This is a genomic window from Niveibacterium sp. COAC-50, assembly GCF_013184235.1.
GTDB classification, from domain to species: domain Bacteria; phylum Pseudomonadota; class Gammaproteobacteria; order Burkholderiales; family Rhodocyclaceae; genus Niveibacterium; species Niveibacterium microcysteis.
The window spans coordinates 1,551,150-1,574,213 of sequence record NZ_JABCJM010000001.1 but is presented as its reverse complement, the minus strand read 5'-3'; the positions used below and the strand labels follow the sequence as shown (position 1 = coordinate 1,574,213).

Annotated in this window: 20 protein-coding genes; 15 read left to right on the top strand and 5 right to left on the bottom strand. The window is 62.8% G+C overall.

The window, feature by feature from the left end:
• Positions 1-7: 7 nt before the first annotated feature.
• On the top strand, positions 8-1,552 hold the full coding sequence (gene malQ, locus HH302_RS06980) for a 4-alpha-glucanotransferase (RefSeq protein WP_172200248.1): 1,545 nt from the start codon (positions 8-10) through the stop codon (positions 1,550-1,552).
• A 26-nt stretch (positions 1,553-1,578) separates the two neighbouring features.
• Here malQ and HH302_RS06975 read toward each other — a convergent pair whose 3' ends face one another.
• Positions 1,579-2,349: a zinc-dependent peptidase gene (locus tag HH302_RS06975; RefSeq protein WP_172200245.1), complete on the bottom strand. Its 771-nt coding sequence runs from the start codon at positions 2,347-2,349 to the stop codon at positions 1,579-1,581.
• A 63-nt stretch (positions 2,350-2,412) separates the two neighbouring features.
• On the opposite strand from HH302_RS06975, the gene HH302_RS06970 reads away from it, so the two are divergent.
• Positions 2,413-4,614, top strand: a complete 2,202-nt coding sequence (locus HH302_RS06970) for a bifunctional (p)ppGpp synthetase/guanosine-3',5'-bis(diphosphate) 3'-pyrophosphohydrolase (protein WP_172200242.1) — start codon at positions 2,413-2,415, stop codon at positions 4,612-4,614.
• Positions 4,615-4,630: 16 nt separating this feature from the next.
• On the opposite strand, the gene ppk1 is transcribed toward HH302_RS06970, so the two are convergent.
• Positions 4,631-6,748 (bottom strand): polyphosphate kinase 1, encoded by a 2,118-nt coding sequence (gene ppk1, locus HH302_RS06965; RefSeq protein ID WP_172200239.1) that lies wholly within the window; start codon positions 6,746-6,748, stop codon positions 4,631-4,633.
• A gap of 158 nt (positions 6,749-6,906) precedes the next feature.
• On the opposite strand from ppk1, the gene ppx reads away from it, so the two are divergent.
• From ppx to HH302_RS06925, 8 genes are all read left to right on the top strand, one after another.
• Positions 6,907-8,415 (top strand): exopolyphosphatase, encoded by a 1,509-nt coding sequence (gene ppx / locus HH302_RS06960; RefSeq protein WP_172200236.1) that lies wholly within the window; start codon positions 6,907-6,909, stop codon positions 8,413-8,415.
• A complete protein-coding gene (locus HH302_RS06955) occupies positions 8,408-9,523 on the top strand; it encodes an ABC transporter permease (protein ID WP_172200233.1) in 1,116 nt (371 codons plus the stop codon). Before ppx ends, HH302_RS06955 begins: the two co-directional genes overlap by 8 nt.
• Positions 9,520-10,299 (top strand): ABC transporter ATP-binding protein, encoded by a 780-nt coding sequence (locus HH302_RS06950; protein WP_172200230.1) that lies wholly within the window; start codon positions 9,520-9,522, stop codon positions 10,297-10,299. Before HH302_RS06955 ends, HH302_RS06950 begins: the two co-directional genes overlap by 4 nt.
• Positions 10,299-11,243, top strand: coding sequence for an MlaD family protein (locus HH302_RS06945; RefSeq protein WP_172200227.1), 945 nt, complete (start codon positions 10,299-10,301; stop codon positions 11,241-11,243). The genes HH302_RS06950 and HH302_RS06945 overlap by 1 nt, the downstream gene beginning before the upstream one ends.
• Positions 11,240-11,842 (top strand): hypothetical protein, encoded by a 603-nt coding sequence (locus HH302_RS06940; protein ID WP_172200224.1) that lies wholly within the window; start codon positions 11,240-11,242, stop codon positions 11,840-11,842. Before HH302_RS06945 ends, HH302_RS06940 begins: the two co-directional genes overlap by 4 nt.
• A gap of 51 nt (positions 11,843-11,893) precedes the next feature.
• On the top strand, positions 11,894-13,543 hold the full coding sequence (locus HH302_RS06935; RefSeq protein ID WP_172200220.1) for an acyl-CoA synthetase: 1,650 nt from the start codon (positions 11,894-11,896) through the stop codon (positions 13,541-13,543).
• 81 nt (positions 13,544-13,624) lie between these two features.
• Complete coding sequence (locus tag HH302_RS06930; protein ID WP_172200217.1) at positions 13,625-14,413, top strand: enoyl-CoA hydratase; 789 nt, start codon at positions 13,625-13,627, stop codon at positions 14,411-14,413.
• Positions 14,414-14,420: 7 nt separating this feature from the next.
• Positions 14,421-15,203 (top strand): TatD family hydrolase, encoded by a 783-nt coding sequence (locus HH302_RS06925; RefSeq protein WP_172200214.1) that lies wholly within the window; start codon positions 14,421-14,423, stop codon positions 15,201-15,203.
• Here HH302_RS06925 and HH302_RS06920 read toward each other — a convergent pair.
• A complete protein-coding gene (locus HH302_RS06920) occupies positions 15,190-15,795 on the bottom strand; it encodes a TetR/AcrR family transcriptional regulator (RefSeq protein WP_172200211.1) in 606 nt (201 codons plus the stop codon). The two genes, HH302_RS06925 and HH302_RS06920, sit on opposite strands and share 14 nt — an antisense overlap.
• Before the next feature lie 177 nt (positions 15,796-15,972).
• Here HH302_RS06920 and HH302_RS06915 point away from each other — a divergent pair, with 177 nt between their 5' ends.
• The 4 genes from HH302_RS06915 to HH302_RS06900 are packed head-to-tail and all read left to right on the top strand — an operon-like array spanning position 15,973 to position 20,200.
• Positions 15,973-16,722, top strand: coding sequence for an electron transfer flavoprotein subunit beta/FixA family protein (locus tag HH302_RS06915; protein WP_172200208.1), 750 nt, complete (start codon positions 15,973-15,975; stop codon positions 16,720-16,722).
• An 11-nt stretch (positions 16,723-16,733) separates the two neighbouring features.
• Positions 16,734-17,666: an electron transfer flavoprotein subunit alpha/FixB family protein gene (locus HH302_RS06910; protein WP_172200205.1), complete on the top strand. Its 933-nt coding sequence runs from the start codon at positions 16,734-16,736 to the stop codon at positions 17,664-17,666.
• A gap of 18 nt (positions 17,667-17,684) precedes the next feature.
• Complete coding sequence (locus tag HH302_RS06905) at positions 17,685-18,347, top strand: energy-coupling factor ABC transporter permease (RefSeq protein ID WP_172200202.1); 663 nt, start codon at positions 17,685-17,687, stop codon at positions 18,345-18,347.
• A 44-nt stretch (positions 18,348-18,391) separates the two neighbouring features.
• Positions 18,392-20,200 carry an acyl-CoA dehydrogenase gene (locus HH302_RS06900; protein ID WP_172200199.1) on the top strand — a complete coding sequence of 603 codons (1,809 nt, stop codon included), beginning with the start codon at positions 18,392-18,394 and terminating at the stop codon, positions 20,198-20,200.
• A gap of 65 nt (positions 20,201-20,265) precedes the next feature.
• Here the strand turns inward: HH302_RS06900 and HH302_RS06895 are convergent, their stop codons facing one another.
• Positions 20,266-20,604, bottom strand: coding sequence for a hypothetical protein (locus tag HH302_RS06895; RefSeq protein ID WP_172200196.1), 339 nt, complete (start codon positions 20,602-20,604; stop codon positions 20,266-20,268).
• A 127-nt stretch (positions 20,605-20,731) separates the two neighbouring features.
• Complete coding sequence (locus tag HH302_RS06890) at positions 20,732-21,985, bottom strand: nitronate monooxygenase (protein WP_172200193.1); 1,254 nt, start codon at positions 21,983-21,985, stop codon at positions 20,732-20,734.
• 477 nt (positions 21,986-22,462) lie between these two features.
• On the opposite strand from HH302_RS06890, the gene HH302_RS06885 reads away from it, so the two are divergent.
• Positions 22,463-22,981, top strand: a complete 519-nt coding sequence (locus tag HH302_RS06885) for a cupin domain-containing protein (protein ID WP_172200190.1) — start codon at positions 22,463-22,465, stop codon at positions 22,979-22,981.
• Positions 22,982-23,064 lie beyond the last annotated feature (83 nt).

Here is a 23,064-nt window from a genome sequence, read left to right as displayed (position 1 = left end):
CTCGCAGATGGTCTTTGATAGACGCACCAGCGGCGTTTTGCTGCACCCGACTTCGCTTCCTGGCCCGAACGGCTGTGGCGATCTCGGTCAAGCGGCCTATCACTTTGTGGATTGGCTGGTTGGTGCCGGCCAGACACTGTGGCAGGTACTTCCGCTGATGCCGATCGGCCCGGCCGATTCGCCGTACATGAGCGTCTCGGCGTTCGCCGGCAACCCGCTGATGGTGGATCTCGACGAGCTGGTTGCGAAGGGCTGGCTTGCTCCGATCACCGATGCCGAACGCGTTGGTTTCAGCGATGAGCGCGTGAACTACGCGAAGGTCGTTCCGTTCCGCAATGAGAAGCTGCGCCAGGCTGCCGCGGGTTTTGCGGCCAAGGCGTCCGCAGCCGACAAGGCCGCGTTCGAAGCGTTCTGCAAGGCAGAGGCAAGCTGGCTCGACGACTACGCACTGTTCATGGCGCTCGATGAGCGCTTTGCCGGAAAGCTCTGGCCGGACTGGGACAAGGGCGTTGCGAAGCGCGAGCCCAAGGCGTTGGCCAAGGCACGCAAGGATCTGGCCGAATCGATCACCTTCTGGCAGTTCGTTCAGTGGTGCTTTGATCGTCAGTGGAAGTCGGTCAAGGCTTACGCAAACGAGCGTGGTGTTCAGCTGATCGGCGACATGCCGATCTTCGTTGCGCACCACAGCGCGGATTGCTGGGCTCGCCCGGACCTGTACTACCTCGACGAAAACAAGTGGCCGACAGTGATTGCCGGTGTGCCGCCCGATTTCTTCTCCGCAACCGGCCAGCGCTGGGGCAACCCGCTGTACGACTGGGCTGCGATGGACAAGGATGGCTACGCATGGTGGATCGAGCGGATCAAGCGTCAGCTTGCACTCGCTGACGTCGTGCGTATCGACCACTTCCGTGGCTTTGCCGGCTATTGGGAGATCCCCGCATCGGAGCCGACCGCGATTCACGGGCGCTGGGTTCCCGGCCCGGGCAAGGCGCTGTTTGCCGCCATCGAGAAGGCGCTTGGCAAGCTGCCGATCATCGCAGAGGACCTCGGTGTCATCACGCCTGACGTCGAAGATCTGCGTGACAGCTTCGCGCTGCCGGGTATGCGCATCCTGGAGTTCGCATTCGCTGCAGGCCCGGATCACAACTTCCTGCCGCACAACTACGTGCCGAACACCGTTGTGTACACCGGTACGCACGACAACGACACGATTCGCGGATGGTGGGCGACCTGTACCGAGCGTGAACGCGACTTCGCGCGTCACTACCTGGCAACCGACGGTCACGATATTCACTGGACGATGATTCGTGCGGCTGCGATGTCCGTTGCCCGCATGGCGATCTACCAGTTCCAGGACGTGCTTGGTCTGGACGGCTATCACCGCATGAACACGCCGGGTCAGGTCGGTTGCTGGACTTGGCGCTTCAAGTGGGACTATGTGGGTCCTGAGCCGGCGCGTCGTCTGGCCGAACTCTGCGCCTTGTCCTCGCGGACCGGTGCTGACAAGCTCCCGCGCATGTCGGAGTGGCCGGCTGACAAGCCTTTGCCTTGAGCGAACCGCGTTAGTCGGAAAGGGGCCTATAGGCCCCTTTTTGATTGCCCGCGAGCCAACGGATCCTGTCGATAGAACAACGCCAACTGTTCGTAGACGCGTGGGTAGGTGCTGTCCAGAAGTTCCGGCTCGACGAAGAACACCTCACTGACCACCGCAAAGAACTCCGCCGGGTGTTCAGCGGCGTAAGGATCAATCTGCGTCTCTTCGCCCGCGTCGACGCGATCGCAGAAGTCGTCGTACGCGTCGCCGAGTGCGGCATCCCAAGCCTCGACCGACATGCCGGCATGCAGAGGTGGCAGGCCGTCCGCCTCGCCGCTGAGCATGTCGAGCTTGTGTGCGAACTCGTGCACGACCACGTTCGCACCTTCGTACTCCTCGGGGTCATCGAACCAGGCCAGCACCACCGGGCCGCCATCCCAGGCTTCGCCGAGCGCCGCTTCGTCGTATTCATGCAGGACGCCATCCTCATCCATCGTACGGCGCGGAATCACGAAGTCGCCCGGGTAAATGACGATGCCCACCCAGCCGTCGTAGGCCGATAGGCCCAACTCGAGTACCGGTAAACAGGCCTGTAATGCAATCGATGCCTGCATGAAGGCGGTTACTTCAAGACCCGCAGCGCCAGAAAACTCCTTTCCGGCCAGGAAATCCAGCGCCATCTGGCGCAGCCGATCCCGCGCGTCGGGGGTCAAGTTTTCAATGAAAGGGAGGGCGGCTTCCGCCTCAGCGAGGACGTCCTCCGCTGCCGGTTGATCTGCTTGCGGCGCCGACCAAAAACGTTTGAGCCATCTCATGCCGCAAGTCTAGCTGGCATGGCGTCGGGGAGCATGGTCGAGGGCTTGTGGAATAATGCGCCCATGGTTCAAGTTGCCCATTCTCTCGATAGCTCCGATTCGTCGGTCCCAAGCGCAGCAGCCTTGGCGGAAGGGCTCGGCGGCGACGCCCTGGTGCCGTTGCAGTCTGCGTTGGACTGGATCGTGCCGCTATACGGCGAGCACACGCTGCGAACTGGCGAACCGACGCTGCGACATGCGTTGGGAATGGCGCTCATTGCCGTTGCACTCAAGCTCGATCTCGACACCCGTTTGGCGGCATTGCTCTTTGCGGTCGTCGAGTACGTCGATGAGCCCAGCGAGGAGGTCGAACGACGCTTCGGGCGCAATGTTGCAAGGCTGACGGACGGCATGGCGCGCCTCAACGGCCTGCGCCTGATCACCCGAAAGGCGGCGCAATCGGCGGCTACCGACGTACGAGCCCAGACCGAAGTCCTGCGCAAGATGGTGCTTGCGATGGTGGAGGACATCCGCGTCGTGCTGCTGCGGCTCGCAAGCCGCACGCAGACGCTGCGCTACCTCACCGAGCATGATTCGGATTCGAAGGAAGAGCTTGCGCGCGAGAGCATGGATCTGTACGCGCCGTTGGCAAACCGGCTCGGCGTCTGGCAGCTGAAATGGGAGCTTGAAGACCTTTCGTTCCGGTTCCTTGAGCCGCAAACCTACAAACGCATTGCGAAGATGCTCGACGAGCGCCGCGTTGAGCGCGAGGCGTTCATCGAGACGTCGATCGCGCGGCTCAAGGATGACCTTGCCGCTGCCGGCGTACAGGCCGATGTGTATGGGCGGCCCAAGCACATCTACTCCATCTACAACAAGATGCGGGCCAAGCATCTGGACTTCTCCCAGGTGTATGACGTGCGCGCGCTCCGCGTGCTCGTGCGCGATGTGCGCGACTGCTATACCGCCCTCGGGATCGTGCATACGATCTGGCAACCGATTCCCGGCGAGTACGACGACTACATCTCGAAGCCCAAGGGCAACAACTACCAGAGTCTGCACACCGCTGTGCGGGCCTCGGACGGGCGGGCGCTTGAGGTGCAGATCCGGACGATGGAGATGCACCGGCATGCCGAACTCGGCGTTGCTGCGCATTGGCGCTACAAGGAAGGCGCGCGCGAGACAGGCGAGTACGACGAGAAGATCGCCTTGTTGCGCCAGCTGCTCTCGTGGCGCGACGAGATCAGTGATTCCGCACAATGGGAATCGCATTACAAGAACGCTTCGCTTGACGACACCATCTACGTCATGACGCCGCAAGGGCGGGTGGTTGATTTGCCGAGTGGCGCGACGCCGATCGACTTTGCTTACCGCGTTCATTCGGACCTCGGACACCGTTGCCGCGGCGCGAAAATCAACGGCCAGATGGTGTCGCTGAATACCGCGCTCGACAATGGCCAGGTGGTCGACATCATTGCGGCGAAGCAGGGCGGGCCTTCACGCGATTGGCTCAATCCACAGCTTGGCTACCTTGCCACGTCGAACGCGCGCTCGAAAGTGCGGCGTTGGTTCACGTTGCAGGAAGAGGCTGAAACCTTGTCGCAGGGGCGCACGATCGCCCTCAAGGAGCTGCAGCGCGAAGGGCAGGCGCATTCCAGTCTTGATGATCTCGCCTCACGGCTCGGTTTCAAGACCACGGATGCCTTCCTGATCGCGGTGGGGCGTGGCGATGTAGGCACACGCCAGATCCAGATTGCCTTGCATGGCGACGTCAGCCCGGCCGAGCCTGCCCCGGATGTCGTGATCGGGCGGAGTCGCGGGCGGGGGCGCGACGACAAGATTCTGATCGTCGGGGTAGGGCGGCTGATGACCACCCTGAGCCGCTGTTGTAAACCGGCGCCGCCGGACGCCATCTCCGGCTTTGTCACGCGTGGCAAAGGGGTTTCCATTCACCGTAGCGATTGCCGCGACTTCAAGCATGTGGCGCTGAAGCATCCTGAGCGTGTGGTCGAGGCCGCCTGGGGCGAGGCAGATACCGCTGCTCAGGTCAGCGACGTCTATCCGATCGATATCGCGGTTGACGCACACGACCGGCAAGGCCTGCTGCGCGACATTTCAGAGATTCTTTCGCGCGAAAAGCTCAATGTGATCGCGGTGAACACCATGTCCAAAGGTGGACGCGCCTTCATGCGCTTTACGATCGAGGTGCGAAACGCGAGCCAGAGCCAGCGTGCGCTGACCCTGATCGGTGAAGTTGAAGGCGTGGAGCGTGCGCGCCGCGCTTGAGCGGCGCGTAGGTCGTTCAGCTCGCGGCGCCGCTCGCGCCACCGACGAGTTCTGACAACAGGATTTCCTGCGCCGAACGGCGGATCGTGCGCCCCTGCTTGCGACGGTAGCTGCCATCGTCGCCCGATAGATCCCAAGCTTGGCAGTTGTCGCCCAAGTAAGGTTTGAGGCCTTCCTTGATCACCCGGCGCTTGAGTTTCGGGTCGAGGATCGGGAAGGCTGTCTCGATCCGCCGGAAGAAGTTGCGCTCCATCCAGTCCGCGCTCGAGAGATAGACGCGGTCCTCACCGTTCGCGCTGAAATACAGCACCCGGGTGTGTTCGAGGAAACGGCCAACGACCGAGCGGACGCGGATGTTGTCCGACAGGCCCGGGACTTGAGGGCGCAGCGCGCAGGGGCCGCGGACGATCAGATCGATTTCCACGCCAGCCGCGCTCGCATCGTAGAGCGCCTCGATCGTCTCAGCCTCAAGCAGCGCGTTCAGCTTGGCGATGATGCGACCCTTGCCGCCAGCGCGTGCGATCTCGGCTTCATTCCTGATTGCTGCGACGACGCTGGGCTGCAGCGTGAAGGGCGCCTGCCAGAGGTGCCGGAGCGCGCGTGGATGGCCAAGGCCGGTCAGCTGTTTGAAGATGTCGCTGACGTCTGCGCCGATGTCTTCATTCGCAGTGAACAGCCCGAAGTCCGTGTAGAAACGCGTGGTGCGCGGGTGGTAGTTGCCGGTACCAAGGTGTACATAGCGCCGCAAAACCCCGCCGCCGCCGCTGTCGGTATCCTCACGGCGAACGACCATCAGCATCTTGGCGTGCGTTTTGTAGCCCACCACGCCATACACCACATGCGCGCCTGCTTCCTCCAGGCGCGAAGCCCAGCTGATGTTGGCTTCCTCGTCAAACCGCGCCAGCAGCTCGACGACGACGGTGACTTCCTTGCCTTTGCGCGCGGCCCGGATCAGGTGCTCCATCAGCACGGAATCGGTGCCGGTGCGATAGACCGTCATCTTGATTGCCAGAACCTGCGGATCGTCCGCGGCGTTGCGCAGTAGGTCGATCACCGGCGCGAAGCTCTGGAACGGGTGGTGCAGCAGGTGGTCGCGCTTGCGGATTGCCGCAAAGATGTCACAACGCGAGTCGAGATCCTTCGGGACCACCGGCTTGAACGGACGGAACTTCAGATCGGGTCGATCGACCCAATCGGGCACTTGCATCAGGCGAACGAGGTTGACGATACCGGGCACCTGATAGAGCTCCTGGCGCCCCAGATCGAACTGCTGCAACAGGAAGTCCGCCATCGCGTCGGAACAGTTGTCCGCCACTTCCAGGCGCACTTCATCGCCAAAGTGGCGATGCTGCAGTTCGCCCTGCAGAGCGGTGCGCAGATCCTTGATGTCTTCTTCGTCGAACAGCAGGTCGCTGTTGCGGGTAACGCGGAACTGATAGCAGCCGAGCACCGTCATGCCTTCGAACAGCGCGCCTACATGCGCGTGCAGGATCGAGGAAAGGAACACGAAGGTGTGCGGGCTGCCGCCGAGTTCGGGCGGAATGTGAATCACGCGTGGCAAGGCGCGCGGCGCCTGCACGATCGCCGCGTTCGAGACGCGGCCGAATGCGTCCCGCCCTTCGAGTTCGACTGCAAAGTTAAGGCTCTTGTTGAGCACGCGCGGGAACGGGTGAGCGGGGTCGAGGCCGATCGGGGTCAGCACCGGCATCACTTCGCGATAGAAGTAATCGCGAATCCAGGCCTGCTGTTCGGGTGTCCATACACTGCGCCGCAGGAAGCGGATGCCCTCGGTTGCAAGTGCGGGCAGGATCGTGTCGTTCAGCAGCGAGTACTGCTCGGCAATGATGCCGTGCACTTCCCGACAGATGCGCGGGTACAGCTCGTTCGGCTGGATTGCGTCCGGCGCGTTCGAGTTGGCGCCCAGGGCGTTCTGGGCGCGCACACCAGCGACGCGAATTTCGAAGAACTCGTCGAGGTTGCTCGATACGATGCAGAGAAACTTCAGCCGCTCCAGCAGCGGCACGGTGGGGTCCGCGGCCTGCGCCAGCACGCGGCGCTGGAAGGCCAGCAGCGACAGCTCACGATTCAGGTAATGCTCGGCAGGGTGTTGGCGTTGCCAGGGCGTACGAGTCATTTCACGGTCCGTTCTGAGCGATGCACTATTGTGTGACATTTCCGTTACGGTTCGTTGACATGAGGCTATCCGCAAGCGAATCCGCGTCGCGCACGCAGGGCGGCGAGCATCCGGGCTAGAATCGGCCGCCAGCTCCAACCGCCTTGGTGGCAAAACATATGAAACACGAGCTTATCGCTGCAGTCGACCTGGGCTCAAACAGCTTTCGCTTGATTGTCGGCCGCGTCGTCGGAGACCAGATCTTTGCGCTCGATAACCTCAAGGAACCGGTGCGCCTGGCTGCCGGGCTGTCCGCTGACAAGCATCTCGACATCGCGTCGCAAGCGCGCGGCCTGACGGCGTTGCGGAAATTCGGTGAACGTCTGCGGGGCTTCCAACCGGAAGAGGTGCGTGCTGTTGCGACCAACACCCTGCGTGTTGCGAAGAACGCCACGAGCTTTCTGGAGCAGGCCGAGAAGGCACTCGGGTTCCCGATCGAAGTGATCTCCGGTCGTGAAGAAGCCCGCCTGATCTATCTCGGCGTGGTGCACACCTTGCCCGATCCGGGCCGCAAGCAATTGGTGTTCGATATTGGCGGCGGTTCGACCGAATTCATCATCGGGCGTGGCTTGCAGCCGATCGTACTCGAGTCGCTCTACATGGGCTGCGTGAGCTACAGCTTGCGCTTCTTTCCCGACGGTCGCATCGACAAGGCCGGGCTGCGTGCCGCCGAAATTGCTGCAATGCGTGAGCTGGAAACCATTTCGCGCACCTATCGAGAAGTCGGTTGGGAGTTCGCGATTGCTTCCAGCGGTAGCGCGAAAGCAATCGCCGAAATCCTCGAACTGAACCATTTCTCCGAGGGTGGCATTACCCGCGATGGCATCGCCAAGCTGCGCAACGAACTGATCAAGGCAGGCAATGTAAATCGCCTGGCCATTGCAGGCGTGCGGGCAGACCGTCTGCCGGTGCTGCCGGGCGGTTTCGCGATCATGTCTGCTGCGATGGAGGCATTGGATCTCGACAGGATTACCTTCTGTGATGGTGCGCTGCGGCAAGGCGTGCTGCACGACCTGATCGGCCGCTATACCCACCACGATCTGCGCGATGCCACCGTCGAGACCTTCATGCGTCGGCACGAGGTCGACGCGGCCCAGGCGCTACGTGTTGCGGATACCGCCTGCAAGTTGCTGATCCAGGCAATGCCCGCGGCCGCGGACCCGGACCATATCGATCGCCGCTTCCTCAACTGGGCGGCACGGCTGCACGAAGTGGGTCTTTCGGTTGCGCATTCGAGTTACCACAAGCACAGCGCGTACATCCTCGCCAACGCCGACATGCCGGGCTTCTCGCGCAAGGATCAGGCGCGGCTGGCTTGTCTCGCCCTCGGACATCGCGGGAAGCTTGAGCGGGTATTGCCCCTCGGGCCAACTGAAACGGACTGGATGCTGATGCTATGCCTGCGGGTGGCCTTCATCCTGCATCGCACGCGTGACCTCACTCCCGCACCAGAGCTTGTCGTGACCGCCTCGCGCAAGGGCTTCCAATTGTCCGCCTCGGCTGCCGATCTGCAGGATCGTCCACTGACCGCTGCCTTGCTTGAGGAGGAGGGGGCGCAATGGGAGGCCTGCGGCATGCCGGTCCGCCTGCGTGTCGGTCGTGGGCCAACCGGGAAGCGCGATGCCTGAGCGCGCCAAGCCGACGCTCGCCCAGACGGAGCAGGGGGTTCGACTCGCTGGGTGTTGGACGCTGGCGACGCTGGCGCGTGCCCCGCAAGGGCTGCGGGCCGCCATCGCGAAAGCGCCACGCGAAGCGGTTTGGGATCTCCAAGACGTCGTCGCGCTGGATACGTACGGCGCCCTGCTCTTGTGGCGAGCGTGGAAGCGGGCGATCCCGGCCGCGTCGTCAATCCCTCCGGAGTACCAGGCCCTATTTGAACGACTCCATCAGCACGTTGCCGAGGCGCCCGCTGCGCGGCCAAAGCGCGATCCCCTTGCCTGGGTCGTGGCGACCGGGGTGCTGGCAATGACCTTTGCGTCGCACCTCGCGAGTTTCGTTGCCTTGCTGGGGCAATTGGTCATCGAGTGCCTCTACGTCTTGCGCACGCCGCGACGGATTCCCTGGCTTGAGATTTCGGCTAACTTGCATAAGGCTGGGGTTAGAGCCATGCCAGTGACCGCCCTGGTCGCATTCCTGATCGGCGTGGTGCTGAGCTACCTGTTCGCATTGCAACTCAAGCGCTTTGGCGCCGAAGCCTTCATCGTCGATGTGTTGGGCATCGGCGTGATCCGGGAACTCGGGCCGGTGCTTGTTGCGGTCCTGGTGGCGGGCCGCTCGGGCTCGGCGATGACCGCCCAGCTTGGCACCATGCGGGTGACGGAGGAGATCGACGCGTTGGCGACCATGGGCGTACCGCGTCACCTGCGTCTGGTGTTCCCGAAGGTCGTCGCGCTGGGCATTGCGATGCCGCTGCTGGTGGCATGGACCTGCGCGATTGCGCTGGCCGGCGGCATGATTGCGGCCTATTTCGAGCTTGGCTTGGACTTTCAGTTTTTTATCGCAAACCTGCCGCGCGCGGTTCCGCTGCCGAACCTTTGGATCGCCATTTCCAAGGGCGTCGTGTTCGGCATGACGATTGCCCTGGTAGCTTGCCACTTCGGGCTGCGCGTCGAACCGAACACCGAGAGCCTTTCTGGCAATACGACGCGATCGGTTGTGGCGGCGATCACACTGGTGATCTTGCTCGATGCGGTGTTCGCGTTGGCCACGCGCAACGTTGGGCTGGGGCGCGGATGATCAGCGCACCGCCTGTTGAACTCTGCGGCATCGGAACGCGGTTCGGCCGTCACTGGGTGCTGCGTGGCGTCGACCTCACCGTACAGCGCGGGGAATTGCTGGCCTTGGTTGGCGGCTCCGGCAGCGGCAAGACCACCATGCTGCGCCAGATTGTCGGCCTGCTGGCCCCGACCGAGGGCGAGATCAAGCTGTTCGGCGAATCCTTGCACGACGGGGATCGCGATGAACTTGCCGCGCGGCGGCGCCGGTTCGGCATGCTGTTCCAGCATGGCGCACTGTTCTCGGCGTTGAACGTGTTCGACAACATCGCGTTCCCGCTGCGCGAGATGCGCTGCCTGCCCGAGTCGGAGATCCGTGACCTGGTGTTCACCAAGCTCGGCATGGTCGAGATCGACCGCGATGCGGCCTGGCGGATGCCCGCCGAACTCTCTGGCGGCATGATCAAACGCATCGCCCTGGCGCGTGCCTTGGCGCTCGACCCTGAGTTGCTTTTGCTCGACGAGCCGACAGCCGGTCTCGATCCGGATCGCTCAGCGGCCTTCGTCACACTGATCCGCACGCTGCATCAGGCGCTCAACCTGACCGTGGTTTTCGTTACGCACGATCTGGATACCCTTGCTGCACTCGCCAATCGACTGGCCGTGCTGGCCGAGGGACGTATACTCGCCACCGGGTCGCTGGACGAGGTGGTGCAAGTCGATCATCCGTTCATCCAACGCTTCTTCCTCAGCGAGCGCAGCATGCATGCCTTGCGCCGCGGCAAGGGTACTGACTGATGGAAAACCGCGCCTATGCGCTGGCGGTCGGGCTGTTCACGATCATCCTTGGCCTCGCTACCGCGACTGCCTTCTGGTGGTTTGCCGGCCGCACCGAACGCACTTACGACGTGTATCTCTACACGGATGGCAGCGTCGGCAGCCTCAACGAGCAAGCGGCAGTGCGCTTTCGCGGCATTCGTGCGGGGCGCGTGACGGATATTGATCTTGACCCTTCAACGCCTCGCCGGATCCTGATCCGCCTGCGGCTCGACGCCAGCCTGCAGTTGTCCCATGCAACCCGCGCGCGATTGGCGACGCAAGGGCTCACCGGCTTCATCTACGTCCAGCTTGAAGACGACGGCAGCGACCCGCGCCCCTTGGAGGCGCCGCAGGGTGAATTGCCGCGCATTGCACTCGATCCGTCGAACACCAACACCGTGGAAGCGGCGATCAACGCCTTGAACCGTATCCGCGATGTCGCGGACCGGCTGACCCTGGTGCTGGATGACACCAATCGCGGGAACCTGAAGCAAAGTCTCGCCAACATCGCGGCGACTACCAAGCATCTCGACGAGGCGCTCGCCAAAGTGCCGCAACTCGTTGAGCACGCCGACAACGTAGTCGCGCGCTTCGACTCGGATAAACTCGACCGCACGCTTGGCAATCTGGAGCGCACAACGGGCGAGCTGCCGCAAACGATGGCGACCTTGCGCACCACCTTGAGTGGCCTGCAGAGCCTGACCTCACGCTGGGAGGCGCTCGGCAGCGACGTGCAGACCCGGTTGATCGCTGACGGCGGCGGCCAGTTGGGCCAGACGCTGGATGACCTGCGTCGCACGAGCGGCGAACTGTCCGCACTGATCAACACGCTGGAGCGCAATCCGCAGTCCATCGTGTTCGGACGCCCGCACCCGACGCCGGGCCCGGGCGAACGCGGCTACAGCCCGCCCGCAAGACCATGAAGATACTGACCATGCGCAAGTTCCTCGGCTTCGTATTTCCCGTACTGACCCTTGCTGCCTGCACATCGCTGCCGGCTGAGACGGGGCCGTCCGCTGTTCACGACCTTGGGTTGCCGGTCCTTGCCGGTAGCGCGCCGAGTCCGCTGCCATTGCGCCGCGTGGAAGTGCTGGGCAACGCTGCGCTGGGCGGCCTTGCGATGCAATACCGCTATGCCGAAGACCAAACCACGCGGCGCCTCAACTATGCTGACAATCGGTGGTCGGCTACGCCGGCACAGCTGCTTGAGGGCGTGGTGTCGCGCATGTTGAGCGGGCCGACACAACCGTCACGCTGCAAGCTGACGCTTCGGCTCGACGAGTTCGTTCAGGTGTTCGCGCGTGATGGCAGCAGCGCGGGTTATGTCGCCGGCAGCTTCTTGCTGATCGGTGAGCGGGCCGACGAAGTGCTTGCGCAAACGCCATTTGAGGCACGCCAGGCCGCGCCGAGTGCAGATGCCAGCGGAGGGGCGCAAGCCCTGCGCGGTGCAAGCGAGATGGTCGGCAAACAGGCGGCGCGGTGGCTCGCCACACAGGATGCGAGGCGCTGCACGGCAGGATAGTCAAACACGATCGCGTCTTCGGGGGAGGAGCGATCAGATCCGGGGGGATTCATGGAACGACCTGGCAGCCCGTACGCAAGTGGGCTCGATCAATGCGCGGCAAATCATGTCGCGCTCACGCCGCTGACCTTTCTTGAACGCGCTGCGTCGATCTATCCGGATCGCGTCGCGGTGGTGCACGGCAAACGCCGCTACAGCTGGGCAGAGACCCAAGCACGGGCACGCCGGCTGGCTTCCGCGCTGCGCCGCCGCGGGATCGGCAAGAGCGACACCGTCGCGGTAGTCCTCAACAACACGCCCGAGATGTACGAGTGCCACTTCGGCGTGCCGGGTGCCGGTGCGGTGCTCAACACCATCAACACTCGCCTTGATGCCGAAGCGATCGCGTTCATCCTGAACCATGCCGAGGCGCGCGTGCTGCTCACCGACCGCGAATACTCGGCGACCGTGCGTGAGGCCGTCCGGCTGGCGAATCGCCCTGAGCTGCTCGTCATCGATGTGCTCGACAGCGAGTACCAGGGTATTGGCGAGGCGATCGGCAGCCTGGACTATGAGAGCCTCCTTGCTGAAGGCGCCGCGGGCGAACCCTTGGTCTATCCCGAGGACGAGTGGGATGCAATCTCCTTGAACTACACCTCGGGCACCACTGGCAATCCGAAAGGCGTGGTGTATCACCACCGCGGCGCTTATCTGAATGCCATGTCGAACATTGTCTCCTGGGGTATGCCGCCGCAGTCGGTCTATCTTTGGACGCTGCCGATGTTCCACTGCAATGGCTGGTGCTTCGCGTGGACCATGGCCGCCAATTGCGGAACAAATGTGTGCCTGCGCCGCGTCGACGCCAGGTTGATCTTCGATGCGATTCGCCAGGAGCGCGTGACCCACTACTGTGGCGCACCGATCGTCCATTCGATGCTGGCGAACGCACCCGCAAGCTGGCGTGACGGTATCGACCACCCGGTGGCGGGGCTTGTCGCAGCGGCGCCACCGCCGGCGGCAGTGATCGAAGGCATGGCGCGGATCGGTTTCGATGTTACTCATGTGTATGGTCTGACCGAGACCTATGGCCCGGCATCGGTCTGCGCCAAGCACACCGAATGGGCCGATCTGCCACTGGATGAGCAGGTGCGCCTGAACGGCCGCCAAGGTGTGCGCTATCACGCTCAGGAGGCAATCGAGGTGATCGATCCGTTGACCATGACGCCCGTGCCGCGCGATGGCGAGACGATGGGTGAAATCATGTTTCGCGGCAACCTCGTGATGAAGGGTTACCTGCGCAATCCAAAGGCGACGGAAGAGGCATTCCACGGTGGCTGGTATCACACCGGCGATCTTGCCGTGATGCAGCCCGATGGCTACGTGAAGATCAAGGATCGCTCGAAGGACATCATCATTTCAGGTGGCGAGAACATCTCGTCAATCGAGGTGGAGGATGTGCTCTACAAGCACCCGGCGGTGATGGCCGCTGCTGTGGTGGCCGTGCCCGATGACAAATGGGGCGAGGTGCCGTGCGCCTTTGTGGAGCTGCGCGAGGATGCGCGGGTCGACGAGGCGACGTTGATCGACTTCTGTCGAGAACGCATGGCGCGTTTCAAAGCCCCGAAACGCATCATCTTTGGCGAACTGCCGAAGACCTCGACCGGCAAGATCCAGAAGTACGTGCTGCGGCAACGCGCCAAATCGACGGACGCGATCGAATGACGGCGCAGCGCTGTCACTGAACAGACAGCGCTTTCGGCCGATCTCCGCCAGCGTTGGCAAGACTGTCTTGAGGATGGATCGATGAGTACTGAATCCGAAGCCTATGTTCTGCGCCAGGACGAAGCTGGCGTCGCAACGCTGACCCTCAATCGGCCTGGCCAATACAACGCGCTGTCATCGGCAATGATCGGAGCGCTGGCTGACGCGCTAAAAGCGGTTGCCGAAGACCGCGCGATCCGCGTTGTCGTGTTGGCGGCGGCCGGCAAGGCGTTTTGCGCCGGGCACGACCTCAAGGAAATGCGCGCCAACCCGAGCAAGGCTTTCCAGCAGGCGCTGTTCTCCCGCTGCGGCAAGTTGATGACGAGCTTGCTGGCTTTGCCTCAGCCGGTCATTGCGCGCGTGCACGGCATTGCCACCGCAGCCGGCTGTCAGCTGGTATCGATGTGCGACCTTGCGGTTGCGGCGGATACGGCCCGCTTTGCGGTGTCCGGCATCAACGTGGGTTTGTTCTGCAGCACGCCGGCGGTTGGGCTCTCGCGCAATGTTGGTCGCAAGCGTGCGTTCGAGATGCTGGTGACCGGCGACTTCATCGATGCCGCAGCCGCGAGCCAGGCTGGCTTGATCAATCGTGCCGTACCCGCGGACGCGCTGGATCATGAAATTGCGCGCCTCGCCCAGTCGATCTGCGCGAAGAGCCCCCACGCGATCGCCATCGGCAAACGCTTGTTCTACAGCCAGCTGGAAATGGGCATTGAAGCGGCCTACCAGGTCGCTGGCGAGACGATGGCCTGCAACATGATGGCCGAGGACGCCGCCGAAGGCATCGACGCCTTTATCGCGAAGCGGCCGCCCGTTTGGCTGGGGCGCTGAGCACCGCGTGCTGATCGATACGCACATCCATCTCGACGCGGTGGAATACGCGTCTGGGCTGCAGGCGGTGATGGACTCAGCGCGCGATGCGGGCGTGCAGTCATTCGTACTGCCCGCGGTTGAACCGGCCAATTTGCCTGTGGTGTCGCGCTTGGCCAGCGAGGCCGATGATATAGCGGTGGCCTATGGATTCCATCCCCTCTACATTGATCGTGTGGGTGACGACTCGCTTGCATTGCTGAGAGCCCAGCTTGGCAATCATCGACCGATTGCCGTTGGAGAAATCGGGCTCGACTACTTCGTCGAGGGATTGGACCAAGAACGCCAGCAAGCCGTGTATGCGGCCCAGCTGGTGATGGCGAGGGAGTTCGATCTGCCGGTTCTGTTACATGTGCGGCGCGCGCAGGACGATGTGCTCAAGCACTTGCGCCGTATCCGCGTTCGCGGCGGGATTGCGCATGCATTCAACGGCAGCCGGCAGCAGGCGGATACGTTCATCAAGCTCGGGTTCAAGCTTGGCTTCGGCGGCGCGATGACCTACAGCGGATCGACCCGCATACGCGCGCTGGCGGCCTCACTGCCGCTGGAATCGATCGTGCTGGAAACCGACGGGCCTGACATTCCGCCGGCCTGGCGCCCCCAAGGGCCTTCGCTGCCTGCAGAGTTGGTGCGCTACGCCGCGGTTCTGGCTGAACTGCGCAATGAGCCGGTCGAAAGGATTATCGATCAGACCGGGCGTAACGCTTGCGAAGCGCTGCCCGGTCTCGAACGCTACCTCAGGCGGGCGTAGCGCCGCGGGCGATGAAGTCGGCTATCTGCGCGCGCAGTGCGCCGACGTCGCCATCGAAGTGCTCGTAGATCATCAGACTGAGGCCGAACGAGTAGGCGTAAAGCAGCAGTGAGCGGCTCGCGGCTTCCTGCGCACCCATGCCCGACGCGATGAAGAGATCCTTCGCACTCTTCAGGCGCCATTGATCCACCTCTTCGACGACTTTCGCGGCCTTCGGATCGCGACGCGCCCAATCGCGCACCGCGAGTTCGATCTGGATGCCTCGGCGGTTGCGCGACGAGGAATAGACGTCGATCACGCGCACGAGTTGTTCCAAGGGTTTGCCGGGTTCGCCACGCGCCTGCTTGCTGACGTCGCGGATGCGGCCTTCCTTCCAGAGATTCAGCACTTCGTCGAGCAACTCCTGCCGATCGCGGAAGTGCCAATAGAAGCTGCCCTTGGTGACGCCACAGCGTTTGGCGAGCACTTCAACGCGCAAACCTGCGAGGCCTTCCTCGGCGAGCGCATCGGTTGCGGCTTGGATCCACGCCTTGCGGTCAAGTGGAGGGCGGGTGGCGGCCGAGGCGCGCGATTTCGGGGGTGTCTTTTCCATTGCTTTCGCGATTGACAGGGGGAAAGGCCATACGTTACCGTATGGCTAACCATACGCGAACGTATGGGTGATTGTCCGGCCCAAGACCGACACTGTCAATGTTCTGGCCGGGAGGCGCGATAATGACGTGCTTTGCGCCGCTGGCGCCAATCCCGCATCCGATTGAAGGAGATTGAGTTGAAGATCCTTGTTCCGGTGAAGCGAGTCGTTGATTACAACGTCAAGGTGCGCGTCAAATCCGACGGCACCGGCGTTGAACTCGCCAACGTCAAGATGTCGATGAACCCGTTCGACGAGATTGCAGTCGAGGAAGCCGTTCGCTTGCGCGAAGGTGGCATCGCAACCGAAACCGTGGCCGTATCGTGCGGTACCACCGCGAGCCAGGAAACCCTGCGCACTGCGATGGCGATTGGTGTCGACCGCGCGATTCTCGTCGAAAGTGACGTCGAACTCCAACCCCTCGCGGTTGCCAAACTCCTCAAGGCCGTTGTTGAGCGCGAACAGCCGCAGCTGGTCATCCTCGGCAAGCAGGCCATCGATGACGATGCGAACCAGGTCGGGCAGATGCTCGCCGCGCTGCTTGGCTGGCCGCAAGCCACCTTCGCATCGAAAGTGCAGATCACCGACGGCCGCGCCGTGGTGATGCGTGAAATCGACGGCGGTCTGGAGACCGTTGAAATTGCGCTGCCGGCGATCGTGACGACGGACCTGCGCCTGAACGAACCGCGCTACGCGACGCTGCCGAACATCATGAAGGCCAAAAAGAAGCCGCTCGATACGCTGAAGCCGGCTGATCTGGGGGTCGACCCGGCGCCGCGCCTCAAGACGTTGAAGGTGGCAGAACCGCCGAAGCGCGCGAGCGGTGTGAAGGTGGCCGATGTGCAGGAACTGGTCGCCAAGCTGAAGAACGAAGCCAAGGTACTGTGAGGAGCCCGAGCATGACGATCCTGGTAATTGCAGAACACGACAACGCTTCGCTCAAGGCTTCCACGCTCAACACGATTACGGCGGCTGCCGCAATCGGTGGCGATATCCATGTGCTCGTGGCCGGGCACAACGCCGGCGCCGCCGCTCAAGCGGCCTCGCAGGTGGCTGGCGTGAGCAAGGTGTTGCTTGCCGATGCGCCACACTATGCGGATCAGCTCGCCGAGAACCTCGCTGCGCTGGTCGTCGCACAGGCTGAGGGGCGCAGCCATGTACTGGCACCGGCTACGACCTTCGGCAAGAACTTCATGCCACGCGTCGCAGCACTGCTGGACGTCGCCCAGATCTCGGACATCATCGCGGTGGAATCGGCCGACACCTTCGTCCGCCCGATTTACGCCGGCAACGCACTGGCGACGGTACTGAGCAGTGATGCGACCAAGGTGATCACGGTGCGGACCGCGGCGTTCGACGCCGCTGCGACTGGCGCTTCGGCGCCGATCGAGGCGATCGCTGCCGGCGCGGATCTCGGCGTCGCGAAGCTGGTGGGGCGCGAGCTTACCGTTAGCGCGCGGCCGGAACTTGGTGCGGCGAAGATCATCGTTTCGGGTGGCCGCGGCCTGGGCAGTGGCGAGAACTACCACGCCGTGCTGGAGCCGCTTGCAGACAAGCTCGGCGCTGCCATGGGCGCCTCTCGCGCCGCGGTGGATGCCGGTTATGTGCCGAACGACTACCAGGTCGGCCAGACCGGCAAGGTCGTCGCGCCGCAGCTCTATCTGGCTATCGGCATCTCGGGCGCGATCCAGCACCTCGCCGGCATGAAGGATTCGAAGGTGATCGTCGCGATCAACAAGGATCCGGACGCCCCGATCTTCCAGGTTGCGGACTACGGCTTGGTGGGTGACCTGTTCGAGCTGGTGCCCCAGCTCACCGCAGCCATCAACTAAGCGGGGCAGGGAGGGGCGGTGGATTTCAGCCTCGACACCCTCCCTGGCGGGCTGGCTTGGGCCGGCGGTGTGCTGGCCCTTGCCGCGCTGATTTACGAGGCGCGGCAGGCGGAATGGCGAACGCTGGTTAGCGGGCCGGTACTCGGGCGCTTGCTTGGGGCGGCGGTCATGCTGATGTTGCTTTGGAGCCTCAAAGCCAATCTGGCGCCGGGGTTTCGCCTACATCTTCTCGGCGTAACGGTTGCCGTCCTCACGTTTGGCCGCGCACGGGCAATCTTCGCGATCGCCATCGGCAGCCTCGCTTCCGCGATCGGCACGTCGACCGAGCTGGCGGCCTGGCCCTTCAATTTTGTCTTGCTCGGCGTGCTGCCCGCCTGGTTGAGCCATGTGGCGGATCGGCTGCTGCAAGCACGGCTGCCGAACCACCTGTTTGTTTTCATATTTGCCAACGCGTGTGCGGTGTCAGCCGCGTGCATGCTGGCTGTTGGTGTGGGCGCAAGTCTGGTTCAGGCGCTGGGGGGCGCTGCGATCGGACCGATCCTCGAAGACTATCTGCCGTATTTCCTGCTGCTTGGTTTCGCCGAGGCGTGGCTAAGCGGCATGGCGGCAACCTTGCTGGTGGTCTTTTGCCCCGGCTGGGTCGCGAGCTTCGACGATCGCCGCTATCTGTTGAACAAATGATCTGCGCGGCAGTTCGCCGCGGTGTTTTTTGGGGGGAGTGATTTATGAGCCAGTACACTGCACCGATCCGCGATATGCAGTTTGTTCTCAACGAGCTTGCTGGTTTGGGGGAACTCTCCAGCATGCCCGGCTGCGAGGAAGCAACACCTGATCTGGTCGACGCGATCATGGAGGAGGGCGGCAAGTTCGCCGCCGGCGTGCTCGCACCGCTCAACGTCGTCGGCGACCGCAACGGCGCCAAGTGGGATGCCGGCACCGTCACGACCGCCCCGGGCTGGAAGGACGCCTACCAGCAGTTCGCCGAGGGGGGCTGGACGGCGATCGGTTGCCCTGTCGAGTTCGGCGGCCAAGGACTACCCAAACTCGCATCCACGCCGGTGTCCGAAATGTTCAAGTCGGCCAACCTTGCGTTCTCGCTGGGGCCGATGCTGACGCAAGGCGCAATCGAAGCGCTCGTGCTGCGCGGTTCGGATGAGCTGAAGGCGAAGTTCCTCGACAAGATGGTCGCCGGCGTCTGGACCGGCACGATGAACCTGACCGAGCCGCAGGCCGGCTCCGACCTTGCCGCCGTGCGGAGCAAAGCGGTGCCGCAAGCCGATGGCAGCTATCTGATTTCCGGTCAGAAGATCTTCATCACCTACGGTGAGCACGACATGACCGAGAACATCATCCACCTGGTGCTCGCCCGCTTGCCGGACGCGCCAGAGGGGGTGAAGGGCATTTCACTGTTCGTGGTGCCGAAGTTCATGGTGAACGACGACGGCTCGCTGGGGGCACGCAACGACGTGCATTGCGTGTCGATCGAGCACAAGCTGGGCATCCACGGCAGTCCGACCTGCGTGATGTCATACGGCGACAAGGGCGGCGCGGTTGGCTATCTGGTTGGCGAAGCCAATCGCGGCCTCGAGTACATGTTCATCATGATGAACGAAGCGCGCTTCTCGGTAGGCCTTGAAGGGCTCGCGATCAGCGAGCGTGCCTACCAGAAGGCGGTGCAGTACGCGCGCGAGCGGACACAGGGCACGGAGTTGGGCGTGAAGGGTGGCGGCAAGGTCGCGATCATCAAGCATCCGGATATCCGCCGCATGCTGATGACCATGAAGTCGCATGTGGAAGCGATGCGAGCCATTGCTTACGTGACTGCAGCGGCACTGGATACCGCGCACTGCCATGCTGATGCGGCCGAGCGTGCCAAGGCGCAGGCGTTTGCCGACTTCATGATTCCGATCGTGAAGGGCTGGTGCACTGAAACCGGTATCGAGATGGCCTCGCTCGGCGTACAGGTGCACGGCGGCATGGGCTACATCGAGGAGACCGGTGCAGCACAGTATTTGCGCGATGCCCGAATTTCCGCGATTTACGAAGGCACCACGGGCATTCAGGCGAACGACCTCATCGGCCGCAAGATGGCGCGTGAAGGCGGGCTCACCGTGAAGGCAGTGATCGGCATGATGCGCCGGCTCGACGGCCAGTTGGCGGAAGCCGCGGCAGGCAGCCAGGGCGAGCACCTCGCGGTTATCCGCAAGGCGTTGGCGGACAGCGTTACGGCGGCAGAGCAAGCGGTTGAGTATGTGCTTACGACCTTTGGCACCGATATCAAGGCCGCTCACGTCGCCGCAGTGCCGATGCTCAAGCTGATGGGTATCGTTTGCGGCGGTTGGCAGATGGCTCGCGCCGCGTTGATTGCCCAGCGCAAACTGGAGGCGGGCGAAGGCGATGCCGACTTCTACCGTACCAAGATCATCACAGCACGCTTCTTCGCGGACCACGTGATGTCGCAGGTTAGTGGCCTATCGCACACCGTCTGCTGCGGTGCGGCGGGTGCGATGGCGCTCGACGAAGCCTTGTTCTGACCCGGAACAGTGCTTTCAGCAAGGGCGCCGGCAACCCCGGCGCCCTTTTTCATTGCGCCTTCGGTTCAGAATCGTTCGGGAAAATGCGTAAGCCAGACCCAGGCAACTGCGACTTGCACGACGACCATGAACGAGCCGGTCGCGGTGAGATAGCAGCAGGCGGCGGGCACAACGACCGATAACGCCGTCTCGCAGAGTGCTCCCGCGCCAAACCAAAGCGCGGATAGGCAACACCACTTCACCGCGAATCCGGGAAGGTAACGGCGCATCGTACGATTGAAGCGGTAGTTCTGCAGTTGCTCCAGCTGCGAGCCGCGCGTCACATCGCGAAAGTACTGGAACGGCCAGAAGTAACGGTAGAGCAACTGGCCGAAGGAACGCTGGGTTGGATCGCCAGGTTTCATTTTCGCCTCCGTACGTTGTCGAGCCGGAACTGCAATAACGGCACGACACGGACGGAAGTTCAAGGCCGATGTTCAAACAAATGGGGCAACCATTGCCCCATTTGACACTGCAAACGGCAGACGAAGATCAGGTCTGCGCGGGCAGGGCGACCTTGTTGTCTTTGCTGAACTGGTAGTCCTTGAACACATGCTCTGCCGAAAGCGCCTGGTAGCTGCCGTCCGCGAGGCGGTTGGTCGTGTCCTTCAGGCGGTACACGTAATGGCCACAGGTCCAGCAGTCAAAGTTGTGCATCTGTGTGCAGAGACAGGTCTTGTCCATCACCTTGATCTGGCGCGCGCCGGGGTGTGCAGCGACCTCGCGGTTGTACGACGTGATGTAGGCACAGGAGCCGGCACCGTCCAACAGATAGCCATAGGCCTCGCAGTTCGGGCGAATGCCGTCACCAATGGCGGGGCTGCTCTTCAGCATCCGCATCGGGTACCCGGTCGGTGAAACGCCATTTACCTCCACATCCGCCTCACTGGCGCGGAAGTATTCCTGACGCACCTTTTCCGGCAAGCCGCATTCGTCGGTGACAGTAAAGCGCGTCGCAACTTGCACCGCGGCCGCACCGTTTTCGAGGAATCCAACAGCGTCGGAACCCGTAAAGATGCCGCCGGCCGGAATTACCGGGATATCGAGCTGCTCTTTCTGCAGCCAGGCGATGATCTCGGCAACGATGGTCGCCAGATCATAGTTTTGCCAATCGGTCAGGCCAAAACCGAGATGGCCGCCAGCGAGCGGGCCTTCCACCACGATGTAGTCCGGCGCGCGATTCAGACGGGCGTTCTTGCGCAGGAAAAGCTGCAGCGCGCGCAAGGACGACACGATGATGCCGAGCTTGGCATCGCGGAAACGCGGGTGATCTTCGATCAGCGCAAATGAGCCAAGGTGCAGGCCGGCCGACAAGGTGATGCCATCGATTCCCGCATCGAGAGCCGATGCGAGGCGCACGCGCAAAGTGTCGCGCGCCGCGTTCATCGTCAGCTTCTCCATGCAGTTGATGAAGATCATGCCGTCACCGCGCTTGGCCTCCATCGTCGAGCCGACATGCAGGCGGGTCGCTTCCGCCAACTGGGCGAGGTTGAACTGCACGTCGGACTTGTCGGAGTTCGCGACGTTGTACTTGTACTGCTGCAGCTTGTCGCGCGTGAATTTCGTCTTGAAGCGGCGGTCGGAAACCGTCTGGACCATTGCATCGGAGATGTGGCCGATTCCGCCCAGCCGCGCCGCTTCGAGCGCAAGTTCGGCAGACGAGATGTCGACACCCATGCCACCGATGATGATCGGCACCACCTCGCGCTGACCAAATTTGAGACGAAAATCATCCACGCACTTCATGACCATCCTTTTTGCTATTCGAGGTGCGCCGCCGCACCCGCGTTTTCAGCCCTTGGCGGGCATATCTCTGTTGGAACCTGGCGAGATTGTACCGATCAGCTGCGACACGGCCGCGACAGTACTCGGAAAGAGTGTAATCAGGCCGCCGCAGTGAGTGATTTCGGCACCATACGGACGTCACTCGTCAGAAGGCGCCGCCCCGTAATGTTATCGAAGCCGCGACATACCCGTATGAGCCTGCCGGGGCAGTAGAGTGCTGTGCGCGCCTGCCGTTCGTGCCCCACAGGCTCCGTGCGCTCGGGCACCAGAGGCCTGCATCGCGGCACGCGTTACGCCACGGGCTGGCAAGCCAGTGAGCGCGGAGCCGGATCGGCGTGGCGCCAAACTCAACTGGCGGTGCTATAAATCTGCGGGCCAAGGAAGGGGCGCGATCCGTTTGCCCCGACAACCGCTCACTCGGCACTCTGGAGCCCAGCCATGACGAAACCCATTATCAACATTGCTGACATCGAATTCGAACCGCGCCCAGCCGTATTTGCCCCGACGGGTGCTGCGGCGGACAAATTCGATGCGCGAATGGCCTACATCAGCCCGAGGATCGGTGCGCAGAAGCTTGGGTACAACATCACGGCGGTACCGCCGGGGAAGCGAGCGTTCCCGTTTCACAACCACCACGCCAACGAGGAGATGTTCTTCGTGCTTCAGGGCTCAGGCGAGGTGCGAATTGGCGCGGACACCTATGCCATTCGCACCGGTGACGTAATCGCATGTCCGCCGGGTGGCAGCGAAGCGGCGCACCAGATTACGAACACTGGCACGGAGGAACTGCGTTACCTGGCTGTCAGCACCAAACTCTCCCCGGAGATCGCCGAGTATCCGGATTCGGGAAAATTTGGTGTCCTCGCCGAACTGCCGCCGAGTGCTGACGGCAAGCCACAGCGGTTTGTGTACGTCGGTCGGGCAGGTGATTCGCTCAACTATTGGGATGGCGAATAGCCTCCGCCAATCACCGGGGCCATTGCGGCCAAGGTGATGGTGCCCGGGGAGGGGCGGGTGCGTAGTGACTCAAGCGGGGTGTT